Source organism: Acinetobacter sp. V89_4, assembly GCF_029967875.1.
Taxonomy (GTDB): Bacteria; Pseudomonadota; Gammaproteobacteria; order Pseudomonadales; family Moraxellaceae; genus Acinetobacter; species Acinetobacter oleivorans.
The window spans coordinates 24,246-40,508 of sequence record NZ_JASCAI010000003.1; the positions used below are offsets into that span (position 1 = coordinate 24,246).

Sequence of the window (16,263 nt, forward strand, 5' to 3'; positions counted from 1 at the left end):
TTATGCAGTTTCAGCTTTTTTCTTTTCTTCCAATTGCTTTAACAAGTGCTTTTCAAGGTAATGGATGTCCATTGCTTGAGAACAGAAGCTCTTATCTTGCAAAATGAGATCTTTATGCAGAGGAATGTTAGTTTTAATTCCTGTAAGGATCATTTCATCTAGCGCTTGACGCATACGTGCAAGTGATGTTTCACGGTCTTTACCATGAGAAATCAGTTTAGCAATCATAGAGTCATAGTAAGGTGGAATGCTATATTCTGGGTAGATATGAGAATCTAAACGAATACCAGCACCGCCTGGCGCATAGAAACTTTCAATTTTACCTGGTGAAGGTAAGAAAGTTGTTGGATCTTCAGCATTGATACGACATTCGATTGCATGACCATTAACTTTGATGTCTTCTTGTTGAAGCTCTAGTCCTAGGCCGCCTGCAATACGCAACTGTTGTTCAATAATATCAACACCAGTAACCATTTCAGTAACAGGGTGCTCTACCTGAACACGAGTGTTCATTTCGATAAAGAAGAATTCACCATCTTCAAATAGAAATTCAAACGTACCAGCGCCACGATATTGCATTAACTGACATGCATGAACACATGCTTCTAAGATATCAGCTCGAGCTTGCTCTGGTAGATTTGGAGCAGGTGCTTCTTCTAACACTTTTTGGTGACGACGTTGTAATGAACAGTCGCGGTCATATAAATGGATCGCATGGCCATTACCATCACCAAGAACTTGTACTTCAACATGGCGAGGTTTCTGTAAGAAACGTTCCATGTAAACGGTATCGTCACCAAACCACATTTCTGCATCGCGCTGAGCTGCTTGAACTGATTCAAGTAGTGTATCTACACGCTCAACAATACGCATACCGCGTCCACCGCCACCAGATGCCGCTTTAACAATAAGCGGGAAACCGATTTCTTTAGCTTCTGCAAGGGCATTGTGGATGGTTACAGCATGGTCACAACCAGGTACAGTAGGTACACCAGCTTTTTTCATGGCAACAATCGCAGAAACTTTGTTCCCCATAAGGCGAATGTGTTCTGGACGTGGACCAATAAAAGTAAAACCTGAACTTTCTACAATTTCAGCAAATTCAGCATTTTCTGAAAGAAAACCATAGCCGGGATGAATTGCATCGGCACCGGTAATTTCTGCAGCAGTAATAATTGCCGGGATATTTAAATAGCTATCACTACTTGCACCGGGACCAATACATACTGCTTCATCAACAAAACGTAAATGCATCAAATCTTTATCAGCATCTGAATAGATACCAACAGTCTTGATTCCTAATGTTTTGCAAGCCCGGGTAATTCGTAAAGCGATTTCACCACGGTTTGCAATTAAAACTTTTTGCAACATAGACGTCCCCGAGGTAATTACGCGCGATAACGGAATAAAGGTTGACCGAATTGGATTACATCGCCATTTTTCACTAAAATTTCTTCAACCACGCCACTTTGAGTTGCTTCAATTGGGTTCATGATTTTCATTGCTTCAATAATACCCAAAGTTTCACCAGCAGATACAGTTTGACCTACTTTAACAAATGGTGCTTCGCCTGGGCTTGGAGCAGCGTAGAACACGCCAACCATTGGAGAAGTTTCAACTGCTCCGCGTGGTGTTTTTGCAACTGGTGCTGCTGCAACAGGAGCTGCCGGAAGTGCTACACCAGCCGCAGCAACGACTGGACTACGGCGAGTTAAAGCGATTGATTGATCACCTTCTTTAACTTCAATCGCTTGCAAGTCAGACTCAATCATTAAATCGATGAGTTTCTTAATTTTGCGGATATCCATGGGCGACTATTCCTAAACTAGTTTGGGTTAGATGGTTGAATTTTTTCAATAGCGTAATCGAGTGCAAAACTATAACCTTTTGCACCAAGACCACAGATCACGCCAATTGCTTTATCGGATAAATATGAATGATGTCTAAATGCTTCTCTTGCATGGACATTCGACAAATGTACTTCAATAAATGGAATGGCAACGCCGAGTAGGGCATCGCGTAGAGCAACGGAAGTATGGGTGAGGGCCGCAGGATTAATAATAATAAGTTTTACGCCTTCGGTTTGTGCCTGATGAATACGGTCAACAATGGCACCTTCCCAATTGCTTTGAAAAGTGTCTAATGTAATTGATGCGTTTTGAGCTTGGATAACGAGTTGTTGGTTAATATCACCTAAGGTAAGATGACCATATACTTCTGGTTCGCGTTTTCCCAGCAAATTCAAATTCGGTCCATGAATCACCAAAATGGTCGAACTCATTCAGATTGCTCCAGCTCTAAAGTTGCAAATATTCTTTGCAAGATGTCTGCAAAGTTTGCTTATTATGGCATATGTTTCTACAATTTTTTTATAATTTGTTTTAATTGTCGCAGAAAGGGTATACCAAATTCGGCTTATATATTGTAAATTTTGCGATGATTTAGCAATGTTAAAAAATGACAAAATTTCAAGTAATTTAATGAAGCTCATTTTAAACTGAATTGACAAAAACAGTTCATGTATTTTGTGTAACGGCTGTCGAATTCTCTCCAATTATAAGTAGCTCATTCCATCGAGTTAGATAGTTTTTTGAACGGTGACATTGTTTCATATGCCAAGATGGACTACGGGAATGATAACCGACTTGTAGATAGTGACTGCCGAATCGATTACGAACTGTACTTAGGGTTTTCATGAGTTGTTGTCTTTGCTGAATTAACTCAAGAGGTTGCCATAAGTCATCAATGTGATGTTGACGGGCATGCAAACCACAAAATAAGACTCCAATCTTAATATATTTTTTATTTTCTTTATATAAAACATCAATTTGTTGCATGGCTGCTTTAGTTAATATGCATAGATCATCTGTTGCATATGTTAAACCTATCGCTTGAGATGATGCTTTTTTATAAGGTGGTTTATCTGTTTTTTCATAAAGCATGACTTGAATACAGGCACACAGCTGTTCCTGTTTCATTAAACGCCGATGAGCACGGTTGAGATGAAAGATAAGCGCTTGTTTAATAATCTCAATACTGGATAAAGCTTGAGCGAAACTTCGTGATGCTAAAATTCGTTTTGTTAAGATGGCAGGATCATCAAGTTGGATACAGGATTGGCCTTTTAGCTCACGAATAGTACGTGCCATAACCACAGAGAAAGCTTTTGCTAGATGGTGTTCATTGGCAAAAGTTAAGTCTAGGCATGAATAAATTTCATAGCTTCGTAATTGTTTGACCAATTGATAGCCAATTCCCCACACTTCTTTGACAGAAGTTTGTTGCATGAGGTCTTCAAGCAGTAGGGGATCTAAAGTAGTGAAATTACAAATTCCCTTAAAGCTTTTAATTTTTTTAGCATAGTGATTGGCTAACTTAGCTATGTAAGTAAGAAATTACTTAATTTTGTTTTTAGATATAAGATAAAGATGTTTACTCATGTGTTACTAAACCAAGGAGTGGAATGATGTCCAAATATAAAATTATAAAAGGTGGCGAAAAATATAAAATTCACATCGTCGATGAGTTTGGTATACCTAATTTAGAGTTGATGTTTTATTTCAAAGCTATAGAAAATAATTACTCTTCAAAGACAGTACAAACTTATATTAGAGAGTTAGTTGCATTTGTTAATTGGGCTGAAACAGATGTGATAGCTATTAGACAAGGGTGGAGTTTCATGGGAGATAACTTACAAGTGAGGGAATTGGTCTCCTACTTTTTAAAAACACAACTCAAATGCTCACTACAAATTAGGAACGATAAACTAGGTTTTGAAGTGCAAACTATTAAAACCACTCTTTTAGCTCCCAAAAAAAGCTTGAATCATCTACTAGCTGCACTTACTTCCTTTTATCGAGTGATGAAAAAAGCTAATTTTTACGAGTATGAGAATCCCATGATTGGTGATAATGCTAAAGCCTTAATTCAGGCAGAGAGAAATAAAAGAATAGGTGATTTCAAAAAAGTACTAGGCCGGTCTCCTATGCCCGCAGCGAGTGGAGTAGATAATTTTCAGAATCAAAGAATGTCAGCCTCTTATTTTAGAATTAATGGAAGGGCAGATTGGCGGCCAACAATAATTGGTGATCCTTTATTGCAACAATCGGTATTCGCTGCTGGAGAGAGCTGGGGATGGAGTATGCGTGAATTTGCTTTAGTACATATATTATTTGATACTGGTTGTAGAGTACATGAAGCGTGTGAAATTACTATAGGTGATTGGCAACATTCTGGTTTTGGCCGGGAAATAAAAGCAATAAATAAAGGCAGTTTTGGGGTTCGAACAAAAACTTTATATCTTTCTGATAGAACAGTTAAAATCTTACGAAAGTATGTTGATACAGAAAGATGTCTAGTTGACAGACATAGCTGGAAATTAAAAGATCTAATGAATATGCCGGTATCTATAGCATATGAAACTCCACTATTTATAACGTCTATTAATACTAAGTTTTCTGAAGATTATTTTCGAAGCCATTTCTGGTCTCCTGCTTTACTAAAAGCAGGAATAAAACTGAGAATTCATCAGGTTAGACATTGGTACGTCACTATGGCGGTCAAAAATCTTAAAGATATATCAAAATCTGAGGAGGAGTTAGAAAAGAATAAGCACATGTTACGATTATTGATGTCATGGAAAAGTGATATGTTTTCTGTTTACGACCATTCAATACAGTATGCTGATTTACCTAATTTTGCTAACCAACTTCACAATACAATAGAAGACAAAATAAAAATAGAAAATTTAATAAGTAAGAAAATGGAAGAGCTAGGCTCGGATGAAAATGAGTCGGAGATGACCATGATGCTTAATGAAATGTTATGGAGTAACTGACTATGAGTGGAATAATTCCTACTACAAATGAAACCAAGCGATTTTTAGTACTAAATGCTATAAAAAATCTTCATGCCGAGGGGCAACCATTTAATAAAAAAGATGTTATGGCTAGGTGTGGACATTGTAGTTCATCAATCTCTAGTATTACTGCTCAATATATAAATGAAGTTAGCGATAATTTGTTGGAGACAATAGTTACTAATGATTCAGAATATGAAAGTTGGAGGAAAGAATTCTTAACATTAAGAGCTTTTTTGATGAATACAACAAAAAGAAATGAGCTTTTTTTCAAATGGGTGACTATTCATATTGATCATATTTATCGCTCTGGTAAATTACCGATTCTCACTAATGTTAGAGCAATTTCAGGTAGCCATACTTTCCTAATTAGAAAAGCTTTAGACACTTGGTATAGAAATAAAAATCTAAAACAGCCACGTGAGCAGATATTACCTTATGGTAGTGCTCGACCTAGAGTAATAGAAATTTTTAACCAGCTTTATAAAAAAAAGAAGATTATAACATTGGGTACAATTGCAGAGCAGATCCAATGCTCAGATCAGTTGGTTGCTTTATACTTGAAAGATACAATTAATTCTATAGTTGATCATCTTTTAACCCAAGAGGTTGATGATAATTTAACTTATGAAGAATGGTGCAGAAATTTTCGTAGTTTAAGAGCTTTATTGAATAATCATAAATTCCGTATAGAACTATTCCGTAAATGGGTATGGGTCCATATTGATTTTATTTATCGTAGTGGAAGACAGCCAAACTATACTGAAGTACAAAAATTAAGTGGCAGTGGTGACAAATTAATTCGAAAGACTTTGGATTATTGGTCTGAAAAACTCAATATTCCACTTACTCACAAGAAAAAATGGGAAGATATTTCTCTTGAAGAGGTCTTAAATAAAGTTGATGATAAGTTAAAATTCATCCCTTTAACATTTCTTGAAAGTGAGTCATTTGGAAAATCATTTAATAATAGTGAGCTACGATTATTAGTTAATATAAGAAATGATACTCTGAGAAATATTGCGTTTTTTTCCTTAGCTATCTCTGATAGTAATAGAGTGAATGATAAATCATATTTTAGTAGGTTAGATAAGTATCTTTATGAAATGGGGATTAGTGAGTTTAAAGAGTTTGATCCGCATAACTTTTATAAGAATATGTTTTTAGGTGAAATTTTCCCAAATTTCAGTGAGAATTATAAAATATATTTTTTCGAAGCTTACTTTAGACTAATAAAAAAACAGAAAATTTTTTTTAAAAAGTTAACTTCTGAACAGAAAGAAATTTTTGATGAATTTAAAATAATTGAGGTTGATGATTTATTCTGGAGAGAATCAAATGTAAGAAAAGTTAATGAAGATAATAGAAAATCAGAAAGAAAGAGTAATGTAAGTGGTATTCATGAAAAATTTTATCATTTAAGAGAGTTAACAGAGAGAAGATACCATCAGGTCAATAGATTATATTTAGCATATTTGGAGGCTGTGAAAGCAGCTAAAGACGGTAAAGAGTTACCAATAAAAATTCAGTTGACTGAAGAAATTATGACGGAGGACTTTGCGATAAAGGTAGTTAATTTTAATTTACTCTTATGGAATGGAGTTGCATTAAAAAAATACCATCAGCAAGTTGAAAAAACTGATTTTTATAAGAATATAACAGATAATCATCCATCCAATGATATGGATAAATACTATTTAACTTATGATAATAGCTATACAGAAGATAAAAGTTTTTACTGGTTTTCTAGACTTCTTTCAGCTGGATACTTGAGCAATGATATAGGTTTAAAAAGTATAGAGGTAAGTAGAACGATATTTAATAATTTACCCCGTAAGTTCTTAGGCCATAGTATATCTAATTGGATTAAAGTATTAAGAGATAAAACAGATTTAGAATTCATTCCTATTGATTTATGTATGACATGTTGCCTAATAGGAAATTCTTCTATTCAAATAATAACTAAGACAGGGGCAAGAGTAAATGAATTACTTCAGATACGTTTAGACTCTAAACATCTTTTAAAAGTTAAACTGCCCAATAATACAGAGACAATAGTTTTCTATGCTGTGCCTAAGGGCAGAATATCTGTTGAACCATATTATATTGATGATAAATGTATGAAGTCTCTGCATGCTTGGTGGAAATACAGTTCTGAAAACAATAGTAAATTTGAGGAAATTAATCCGATAGTTCCACTACGACAAAAAGTAGGTAAAGCAAATTATCTTTTCCAAATTAATAACTCTCATTTACAATCTAAGCATATAAATGCATCCCTTAGTTTTATACTTTTTGATGTTTATTTTAAAAATAAACGAGGAGGAAAAGTAAATTTAACAACGCATTTGTTACGTCATAGTTTTGCTACAGAGATGAGGTCTTTAAATACTCCAATAGATGTATTAGCGTTACTTATGAAACAACATGATACTAGCGTTACTGAGTATTATTCAGCTCCAACACCTACTATGTTGTTTGATATTCAGAGAAAAATTTTTGAAAATCGTATTGATCTTGGACGAACATTTCGACGATCTAGTGAGGATTTAAATAAGCAACTTAAAGATGCTATGGATACGATTGGTGCTGTAACACCTGTTATTGGCGGAAGATGTACTGTAGCAAATGCATGTCCTGCTGCTTTTGCATGTATTGGTTGTTTTGGTAATGTACCTGATCCTCAAAAAAGAGAACAAATATTAGAATATAAAGATCATTATATTAAAATGTTAGAGGGTGCAAAGGCTAACAATTTACCTCATGAAGAAAGAAAAGCAACAAAGTTGATTTCAAATTGTGATGACATGCTTCATGAGATGGATTGCATAGAACATACAGAAAATATAGAGATATCTCCAATAAAAATTAAGTTAATGCATCTAGATGGGAGTGAAATATGAAAAGAGATTCAGTAGAAGAAAAATCTGTCCTTGATGCCTTGTATACTAAAAAGAGACAGCGAAGTGTAGAAATAGTGAAGTTATCAATTGAGACTTTACAGCAAAGGAATGCAAAAGTAACTTTACAGGCTATTGTAAATATAGCAGTAGAGTTATCAAAAAAGTTTAATGATATTAATTTAAAAATTTCTCACATGACAATACTGAGAAATGAAGAGTGCCGAAAACTATATGAAAGTGCTAGAGAGAATAAAAATAAAAAGAGAAAAAATAGCTTTAAAAAAATTGAACCACCTTTAACTAAATATGAAGTTAATAAAATTAAAGAGCTTTCTAGATTAACAAAAAATGATTTACTACTTTTACTAATTGAAAGTGAGCGAAAAAATAAAAATGAATTATCTATTAATAAAAAACTTAGAGAAAAGCTTATGGATTTTCAAATAAAAATTTAACTAATCATATTTGAGTTAGAAAAAATCTTATTATATTTATGGCCTAATCTGACAGTTATAAATATTTACCTAAAAAGCCAGATTAAGCCTCATATAAAAAACTTTATTATAGGGTGTTAGATGAGGAAAAATTTATTATGTTGATCTAGACACAAAATAGTATTTTCTTTAATGTAATCATCACCAAGAAATTTAATTTTATCTTTAAGTACAGCAACTATATATTGACCATTAATTTCATTTGCTAGATTGAATAAAGTTTCTATTTGGTTAGCATGAATATCTTCGATACTGTCATGTAGAACAAATTGAGGAAATGAAAGTCCGACCTCATTTATAAATGAGATATATGCTAAATCAAATGCTGCTACTTGTCCTTTTTTCTTACCACCGCCAACATTTCCACTGATATTGGCTATTTTAAACTTATAAAACTCATCATTATCTTTCTTTTCATATGAAAATATGTATTCTTCCTCATAGAGCTTTTTAGAGTATTTAGAAAAAAAAGTGTTGAATACAGTAACTTTCTCGGTAAAATCAGTGATATATCTTTCAATTTTTCCATTAATTTCTTCTAGATTTGTAGAAATTCTCTGTAATTGCTCGGTCGTTTCATCAATTTTTTGTAAAGAGGCTTCTAATCCACCTTTTTGTTCAAGAAGTCTGTTTAATTCTAGGCGCATAACTTCTAAATCATTTAATGTCCCACTATTAGTTAGAGCTTGTAATAAACTACTTTCTTCAAATAATGCTTTATCCAGATCTTTTTGTAGTATATTTCTTTCTAGGTTCAATTTTGAGAGATACTTTTGGACAAAATTTACTTTGTTTTCAATCATTTTTGAATGAAAATTTAAGACATCATCAAATTTCTTTTGTAAATTTGGTAAATAGATAGCTGCATCATCATAGAAATTTTTAATATAATCAGAATCGATTTCATTAGATGAATCAGTGAGTTCTTCGATCGTTTGTTGATTTAGGTCTATGCGTAGATCTACTTCTGATATAGTTGTTGAAAGTTTAGATATCTTAGATTTGATTTGTTTAATATTTTCAAGCTCGTGGTGATAAGCATCACTTAGGCGAAATTCATTTATTTTTATTTCTTCGGATAAAATATTTCCATTAACAACATTTAGCATTTGCTCAATCACATTCTTTGAATGAGGTTTCTCATAAGCAGATAGTCTTTTTTCATAGTCTTTTTGTTCTCGTGATAAGCTGCTTTTATTAGAAAAAAGAGTAGGCTCTGGAAATCCAAATAAGAATAAAAAAATTGATTCATATTCACGAGGAGAAGTGGATTTATGCAAATACATAATTGTATTTGACATTTTTGAAGAATCACTACGTATAAATTTAGGAACTAATTGTCTTAAAGATGGTTTTGATGCTTGATTTTTAAAAATTAATTCAGATAATTTTTCTCGATACTTTGTTATTGAACTGATTTCTTCATCGTTTATCTTATAATATTTATCACCTTCTATAATAAGGTTTCTTTCAAGTGTGATACTGTTGCCATTTTTAAGTGTTAGCTCAAGTTTCGCTGATACTTGATTATTTTGAACGAAATTATAGACGTCAATATTATATTCAGTTTTGAACTCTGGATCAGTATAAATATCTTTTCCATCTGATCCGAGACAGTAATCTACAATGCGAAGTAGAGTTGTTTTTCCAATACTATTACCAGATTCAGTTCCTATAATAGTTTCATTGTCTACAATTAAGTTAAGGCCAGATTTAAATGGAATGTTACGAATTTCAATTCCATTAGAAAATATTTTAAGATTTTTTAATAACATTTTTTGATATCTCCATTCTCTGTTAATTCAATTAAGTTTAGGAGATATAACCAATCGAGGGTTAACATGAAGTAGCTAAAACTAATATCATTGGAAGTAATTTCTTTAAATGAGTCATATAAATATAAAACATCAAATTTCTCTAATGGAGAGTTAGTTAATATACTAATTAAGTCTCCTCCAAGCCGATAGATGCTTAAATTTGGATGGTCTTCATTAATGATCATAATTGAGGACGTTCCAGAACTTTACACTCTATAAAAGCGTGACCCACAATATATTTTACTCCAAAGATCAGGTCCTCTTCGTCCATATCTTGACCATTTGATGAGTTGTTAATAACTGTTATTGTTTTATTAATTACATCTTCTATTATTTGGTCTGAGTTTGAACGAATTACCTCTATAATTTCTCTTTTTTGTTCTGAATAGGACTCAATTCTTCTTAAGTTGCCAATACATTCTTTATAGAAGTCATTAATTAACTTTAAGATTTTTCTTTCTGATCCAATTTTTTCTTGATCAATCGTACTTAATATTTTTATGACGTTATGTCCGTAATCACCATACTCTTCAATTAAAGGACGATACTTAAATACGTGGTTGTATTCGAGTTTAGCTTCAATATTGTAAGTGTTTTCTAATTGATTACTTGGTGTCTCATCTATAAGCGTTAATGACGAAAGTCTCTTAACAACTTGAGAGATCAAAGCTGGTCGTCTTTGAAAATTTGGGGCTACTTGATTAATGGTAACACTTTGAGCCGTACCAATATTTGTGGAACGATCAGAACACATATCAGTCTGGCCCATGAGTGATAGTTATATCATTTGCCTGTTCAACATATGTAGAGCGATCATGTGTTGTAACTTGGCGTTGGTCGTTATCAGTCTGTTTGCTTGTTTTCAAATCATTAATTTCTTGCGAAAGTTCTTTAACACGTATTGTTTGTATTATCCCCCATATTGTAGTAAGGATTGTACATATTGAAGCTACCCCTCCAACTGCTGGATTGCTTAAAAAGCTTATAAGAGTGCTCATTAGTTCCCCCTTTTGGTTTCATTATATATCTATTTTATAGATACATAACTTAACATAAATTTTAATTTGTATTAAGTATATGTTGATTTTTAAAGTTATTAAATAGAAAGGGCTTTGTTGCACAAACCTATCTCTAAAGGCTTATTCCACAATATAATTTTCAAATGAATAAGCCTATACCTAAAATTTATCGTACAACCAATTGGGCTTCATATAACCGAGCACTCATTAATCGTGGAAATATTGCCATTTGGTTTGATCCTGCTACGCAATGGTATGCCCATCAAAAGGCAAACAAGGACATAATCAAACTTACTCCGACGCAGCTATCCAATGCTGCCTAATGATTAAATCTCTCTTTCGATTGTCTTTACGTATGGTCACTGGCTTTGTTCAAAGTCTCATCCGTCTTTGTAGGATAAATTGGGTAGCGCCAGACTACACTACAATTTGTAAACGACAACAGCGTATTGATATTACGATCAGCTATTAAAAAAGTAGTGATGGACTACATCTACTTGTCGACTCTACTGGCTTAAAGTTTATAGGTGAAGGTGAATGGAAACGAAAGAAACATCAGCCTGAATATCGTCGACAATGGCGTAAACTTCATATTGGTATAGATGCCGAAACACTTCAAATAAGGGCAGTTCAGCTCACAACCAACAATGTGAGTGATTCACAGGTGCTTGGTCATTTACTTGCTCAGATTCCAGAAGATGAGAGAGTTGACTTCGTCTATACCGATGGAGCTTATGATACCAAACAGTGCCGACAGGTCATTGTGGATCGGCAAGCACAAGCAGTGATTTCACCAAGAAAAAATGCGAAGCCATCGAAAGATAAAAAGATGGGCTCGCTAGAACGCAATGAGTTGCTTCGAACAATTAAGCGTTTAGGAAGAACTATTTGGAAGAAATGGTCAGGCTATCATCAGCGAAGTTTGGTTGAAACCAAGATGCATTGCATCAAATTGTTGGAGGATAAACTCAGTGCGAGAAATTTTCAAAGCCAAGTCAATGAGATTCATGCACGTGTGGCAGTATTAAATAAATTTACGGACTTAGGTAGACCACATACCCGAGTTATCACTTAAATTTGAGTAAATATGAGAAATCTTTACTTTTAAATCTTTGTGCAACAAAGCCATTTATGATCTATTTTTCTAGATCATTAGAACTTAAAAATGAACTGAACTTTATTCATAAAGAAGATTATGCGCTTTATCAAAAACTTTCTAACGTATATTCAAAACATTACGCTTATCATGATATTTATGAAGCTACCATTGCATTAATAAAATCAGAGATTTTTATAGTTAATTAGAAATGATGCTTCTATTTTGGTTGAGACTGAATAGATCCAATTTTTGACTATATCTTTGGCATCAAGCGATACACGTATTGTAATTTGTGATAACCATAAATCAATAGCATACTTTGGAAATCTTTATTCAAAAAGAATATAAATATTAACCTTTTGAAATACTTATCTAAAAAAATTTAACTGTATAAAAAATAGTTTAATATTAAAAAAACATTTGGTATTATTTGTGATGGAATTCACGTTTTATTGAGTATATCCTCAATGCAAAAAAAAAATAAATTATCTTTTAAGAAGAGATACTTATTACTGCTTTTACCAGTATGTTTACTTAGTTATTGTGTATATGGTGAAGTAACAAAAGAAGCACGGCAAAAAAAGTTCTTGGAACATCCGCCAAATGTACGCCAAGTTTGGCCGTCTTCTACTAATCCAAATGGAATGATATTAAATATTCCTGCTACTTATATAGATGGCAGCACTTTTATTTTTGAACCAATTTTAAAACAAGAAGAAGAAAAGAAAAGAAAAGAGAGGATTAAAGCGGGAAAAGAAAAAATTTGCGATGTGTATACTTGCCAAGAGCTTTTTGAAGTTTTACTCCCAAAATTTGAACCTAGGAATTTAAAAAACCTACATATTTTTGAAACAAAAAGTACTGAAGACTTAGAAGTATATAAAAATCATTATTTAAGATTAAATGTAAATAGTTGGCGAGTTACACCTACGAATCTTGATAGAAAAGGCTATAGTCTACCTATCAGTAGCTTAGGTCTAGGATTGCAACAGGTTTTTCATACTAAAACTATTTTCTGGAATGAAGAGCTATTAAATTACATGATAATAAAACCACGACCAGATCTAAAGCTTATAGAAGTTGTGGGTCTAAAGCCAAATGTTCCTGGTGGATTTTATAAGGTTTTAGTTCATAAACAATGGGATAAAAAATATCCAGACGATGTCATCGAAGATAGCCAAAGACATAAAGTTTTTTTTAATAAAGATAATAGTGGACATATTACGACATATATTCATTGTAGTTCAGAAACCAGTGTGGTTACTGAAGAAAAGTTAAAAGCTTATTCTCACCCTAAAAGATATCATTGTGATCATTATTTTGAAATTCCAGAATTATCACTTGATATAGAAGCTCACTATAGTGACCTATATTTACAACAATGGGAAACTATTGAAAAAAATATAACACATTTGTTCAAAACATTTCAGGAAAATAATTAATGGCAACTTTAACTTCTACTGATATTACTCAACTTGAAAAATATGCTATAGCTGGTGATAGATATAGTTACTGGAAATTTCTATCTAATAAAGGTGATAGATATGCAACCTTAGCTCTATCTGTAGTAACTAATGAAGGCCTCTTAGGACAATCTGCAAATTACCATTTTGATAGTTATTATAAAAGTAAAATGGGAGTTAGCCAAACATCTCAACAGCAGTGGGATACTGGTATACTTATAATGAAAGCAGATTTGGCTAAACGTCAAGATTATCTTAAAAATCCTGCATTAAATGCATTAGATTTATCAATTAAAGATATTCGTGACTATCATGCAAATGTATTCGTAGAACAAATGCATTTAGAAGCTAAAGCTTGGACTTTTGAGCAGGTTTATCAGGATATTTTAAATGATGGAGGAGTTAATGGACCTGCTAGAGCAGAGGCATTCTGGGATAGGGTGTTAAGCGCACCAACTGCTTTGGCTGCAGCATTAACTCTCTGGGAATATAAGGAAAACATAGGAAATACTGAAGGGCTAAACTGGATTTTAACGCAAGGTGCAGCTGCTTTTGAATCAATATCTGTTCTTTCAAACAGAGATATAAATGTAATTAAATATAATGGATATAATTATACTTACGATAATGTAACAAAAAAATGGTATCGAACATATATTAATGGTGTGGCACCATTGGGTAAAAGTACCATAGAGGTAGCTCCTAATGCTATACAGCAAGCTTTAAATACCGAGAGAAATTTTAGAATACAAAAGTTTGGAAATAATGTAATTTCTAGAAATCCTATTCAATCTAATTTTCTACCCGAAGCTGGAGGTGATTGGAGTGGTTTTGTTGTAGAAAGTTATTCATCATTAGGGGTAGGAATAGGATATGAGTTTAAAGGAGTAGTAAATGGAAATGATGCTATTGTTAGAATGTATAATGATGGAAGATTAGAAAGACAATATACAGATGCTAATGGTAATCAAATTGAAATAAAACTTGATTCTAATTATAATATTTCGAGTGTCAGAACTTTAGAAAAAACCACTAACTTAACTACTGAAATTACACGTACATATAAAACCATTACTACTACAAATGAAACTATAGCAACTGATATTAATAGAGTACGTGATGCTAATAATAATGTTGTTTGGCATAATAGCTCTATTGTAGTTCATACTAACTCAGGCTCAATTGAGTTTGCTCCAAGAAAAAATTCTATAACAGGTAAATATGAACTAACAGCAGCTTCAAATAGTTTAGATAATGAAAGTGTACTATTAACCGACCTACAGTTAAATGAGTTATTAACTAAAATGGGTATTACAGGGTCTTTAATAAATAGTACCAATGGGGATTTAAGCGCTTTATATACAGCTCTTGGTTCAGCAACAAATACTACTAAAATTATTCAGACAGCTATTGATCAACAAGAGTCATGGGAGCTGAGGGCTGATTATATTTTTAACGGAGCTAAAGAGCTATTTAATAATATTTTTAATGTCAATACACTTAATTCAGCAGTACAAGCTTGGTTTGCTGAAAATTTCAATAATTTAGTTAATGGAACTAAGTCTGAATCTGAACTACTTTACTCTTTTGTCAAAAAGTATTTTGAAACTTATGCAAAAGATAAAATTGGTGGGCTTGCTTTTGAAACTTTCATTGGAAACAGCACTGGTAGATTTACACAAACTCAAGCAGGTGATGCTCTCCAAAAAACAAGTGATGCAGCATTTGGAACCAATAGTTCTCATATAACAAGCGGTATTGGGCAGGTTTTAGTTAAGACCTTGTCACAGTTTATTGCTTCAGCAATTGTTGATGGTAAAGGGTATAACTCTTCACAATATGCAACTTTGGCAGCTAGTACTTTGGTTTCTACAGCTGCTAATTATACAATTGTTGCCAATTCAGTTCCTGGCTTAACAACAATTTCTGCGAATGGAACAATTATTCTTACTCCAGCGGGTACTAGTGCGATTACCGCAATTGTTTCTACAGCAACTAGTTTAATACAAGACTATAAGTTAAACAGTTCTGAGTATGCGATGTTGGGAGTACAGGCTGCAATTGCTGCTATTTCGAGTTATATCGGAGCGGCAGTAAGTCCATTCATTACTCCTGTAGGAGGAGCAATAGTTACAGCTGCAGTGAACTTTGTATTGTCTAAAGTAGTTGGTTCAATTTACCAAGGTAAAGTTTATTATGAAAATGAATATGGAACAGTTGAGGAAGCATGGGCTACACGCTTCCTGATTACTGGTGATATGACTAAAACAAGTGATGGTAAAGATTACTATAAGAAAACCATGCATCTGGTAGATCATTCTGTTTCAGGTGGTAACTCTGGTGGTACAGCACCTAGCAATGCACTTTCTTATACTGAACGTTTCAATGTTGATGATATTTTAGGAACCAAGTCTGTAGATGTGGCTATAGGTAATATCAAAAACAATATTATTATTACTCATGAAGGCGATGACTTTGTCATGGCTGAAGGCGGTGACGATCAGATCTCTTTAGGAACAGGAGTTGACTTTGCCTATGGAGGAGCTGGAAATGATACTATTTTAGGCCAGCTTGGCAATGATTTGATTTTTGGTGATTCTGGCAATGATA

11 protein-coding genes and 3 pseudogenes are annotated in these 16,263 nt (G+C 33.1%); 6 read left to right on the forward strand and 8 right to left on the reverse strand.

All coding sequences use genetic code 11. The features are described 5' to 3' along the window. The 4 genes and pseudogenes from accC to QLG01_RS02255 form a co-directional block, all read right to left on the reverse strand. Positions 1-1,371, reverse strand: a complete 1,371-nt coding sequence (accC, locus tag QLG01_RS02240) for an acetyl-CoA carboxylase biotin carboxylase subunit (protein WP_004791764.1) — start codon at positions 1,369-1,371, stop codon at positions 1-3. 17 nt (positions 1,372-1,388) lie between these two features. Continuing rightward, positions 1,389-1,808: a biotin/lipoyl-containing protein gene (locus QLG01_RS02245; RefSeq protein WP_004791766.1), complete on the reverse strand. Its 420-nt coding sequence runs from the start codon at positions 1,806-1,808 to the stop codon at positions 1,389-1,391. Positions 1,809-1,825: 17 nt separating this feature from the next. Next, positions 1,826-2,281: a type II 3-dehydroquinate dehydratase gene (gene aroQ / locus QLG01_RS02250; RefSeq protein WP_004791768.1), complete on the reverse strand. Its 456-nt coding sequence runs from the start codon at positions 2,279-2,281 to the stop codon at positions 1,826-1,828. A gap of 235 nt (positions 2,282-2,516) precedes the next feature. Then, positions 2,517-3,380: pseudogene (locus QLG01_RS02255) on the reverse strand (DUF4113 domain-containing protein); the annotation flags it as partial. A gap of 86 nt (positions 3,381-3,466) precedes the next feature. Here QLG01_RS02255 and QLG01_RS02260 point away from each other — a divergent pair. The 3 genes from QLG01_RS02260 to QLG01_RS02270 are packed head-to-tail and all read left to right on the forward strand — an operon-like array spanning position 3,467 to position 8,216. Next, complete coding sequence (locus QLG01_RS02260; protein ID WP_282495737.1) at positions 3,467-4,837, forward strand: site-specific integrase; 1,371 nt, start codon at positions 3,467-3,469, stop codon at positions 4,835-4,837. 2 nt (positions 4,838-4,839) lie between these two features. Beyond that, positions 4,840-7,761 carry a site-specific integrase gene (locus QLG01_RS02265; RefSeq protein WP_282495738.1) on the forward strand — a complete coding sequence of 974 codons (2,922 nt, stop codon included), beginning with the start codon at positions 4,840-4,842 and terminating at the stop codon, positions 7,759-7,761. Then, on the forward strand, positions 7,758-8,216 hold the full coding sequence (locus QLG01_RS02270) for a hypothetical protein (protein ID WP_282495739.1): 459 nt from the start codon (positions 7,758-7,760) through the stop codon (positions 8,214-8,216). The genes QLG01_RS02265 and QLG01_RS02270 overlap by 4 nt, the downstream gene beginning before the upstream one ends. A 116-nt stretch (positions 8,217-8,332) precedes the next feature. On the opposite strand, the gene QLG01_RS02275 is transcribed toward QLG01_RS02270, so the two are convergent. Genes QLG01_RS02275 through QLG01_RS02285 form a run of 4 tightly spaced genes read right to left on the reverse strand, consistent with a single transcriptional unit; the run spans position 8,333 to position 11,070 of the window. Continuing rightward, a complete protein-coding gene (locus QLG01_RS02275; RefSeq protein ID WP_282495740.1) occupies positions 8,333-10,030 on the reverse strand; it encodes a DUF2326 domain-containing protein in 1,698 nt (565 codons plus the stop codon). Next, on the reverse strand, positions 10,021-10,257 hold the full coding sequence (locus tag QLG01_RS19040) for an ABC-three component system middle component 6 (protein ID WP_348994499.1): 237 nt from the start codon (positions 10,255-10,257) through the stop codon (positions 10,021-10,023). Before QLG01_RS19040 ends, QLG01_RS02275 begins: the two co-directional genes overlap by 10 nt. Continuing rightward, on the reverse strand, positions 10,254-10,841 hold the full coding sequence (locus tag QLG01_RS02280; protein WP_282495741.1) for a hypothetical protein: 588 nt from the start codon (positions 10,839-10,841) through the stop codon (positions 10,254-10,256). Before QLG01_RS02280 ends, QLG01_RS19040 begins: the two co-directional genes overlap by 4 nt. Beyond that, positions 10,828-11,070, reverse strand: a complete 243-nt coding sequence (locus QLG01_RS02285) for a hypothetical protein (RefSeq protein ID WP_282495742.1) — start codon at positions 11,068-11,070, stop codon at positions 10,828-10,830. The genes QLG01_RS02280 and QLG01_RS02285 overlap by 14 nt, the downstream gene beginning before the upstream one ends. A gap of 164 nt (positions 11,071-11,234) precedes the next feature. Here QLG01_RS02285 and QLG01_RS02290 point away from each other — a divergent pair. From QLG01_RS02290 to QLG01_RS02300, 3 genes and pseudogenes are all read left to right on the forward strand, one after another. Then, positions 11,235-12,166 (forward strand): annotated as a pseudogene (locus tag QLG01_RS02290) (IS5 family transposase). Positions 12,167-12,657: 491 nt separating this feature from the next. After that, positions 12,658-13,632, forward strand: a complete 975-nt coding sequence (locus tag QLG01_RS02295) for a hypothetical protein (protein WP_282495743.1) — start codon at positions 12,658-12,660, stop codon at positions 13,630-13,632. Continuing rightward, positions 13,632-16,263: pseudogene (locus tag QLG01_RS02300) on the forward strand (hypothetical protein); the annotation flags it as partial. The gene QLG01_RS02295 and the pseudogene QLG01_RS02300, both read left to right, overlap by 1 nt.

What these genes read in the sequence shown, in the direction of transcription:
- accC (WP_004791764.1), bottom strand. Translation starts at nt 1,371, where the DNA reads ATGTTGCAAAAAGTTTTAATTGCAAACCGTGGTGAAATCGCTTTACGA.
- QLG01_RS02245 (WP_004791766.1), bottom strand. Translation starts at nt 1,808, where the DNA reads ATGGATATCCGCAAAATTAAGAAACTCATCGATTTAATGATTGAGTCT.
- aroQ (WP_004791768.1), bottom strand. Translation starts at nt 2,281, where the DNA reads ATGAGTTCGACCATTTTGGTGATTCATGGACCGAATTTGAATTTGCTG.
- QLG01_RS02260 (WP_282495737.1), top strand. Translation starts at nt 3,467, where the DNA reads ATGTCCAAATATAAAATTATAAAAGGTGGCGAAAAATATAAAATTCAC.
- QLG01_RS02265 (WP_282495738.1), top strand. Translation starts at nt 4,840, where the DNA reads ATGAGTGGAATAATTCCTACTACAAATGAAACCAAGCGATTTTTAGTA.
- QLG01_RS02270 (WP_282495739.1), top strand. Translation starts at nt 7,758, where the DNA reads ATGAAAAGAGATTCAGTAGAAGAAAAATCTGTCCTTGATGCCTTGTAT.
- QLG01_RS02275 (WP_282495740.1), bottom strand. Translation starts at nt 10,030, where the DNA reads ATGTTATTAAAAAATCTTAAAATATTTTCTAATGGAATTGAAATTCGT.
- QLG01_RS19040 (WP_348994499.1), bottom strand. Translation starts at nt 10,257, where the DNA reads ATGATCATTAATGAAGACCATCCAAATTTAAGCATCTATCGGCTTGGA.
- QLG01_RS02280 (WP_282495741.1), bottom strand. Translation starts at nt 10,841, where the DNA reads ATGGGCCAGACTGATATGTGTTCTGATCGTTCCACAAATATTGGTACG.
- QLG01_RS02285 (WP_282495742.1), bottom strand. Translation starts at nt 11,070, where the DNA reads ATGAGCACTCTTATAAGCTTTTTAAGCAATCCAGCAGTTGGAGGGGTA.
- QLG01_RS02295 (WP_282495743.1), top strand. Translation starts at nt 12,658, where the DNA reads ATGCAAAAAAAAAATAAATTATCTTTTAAGAAGAGATACTTATTACTG.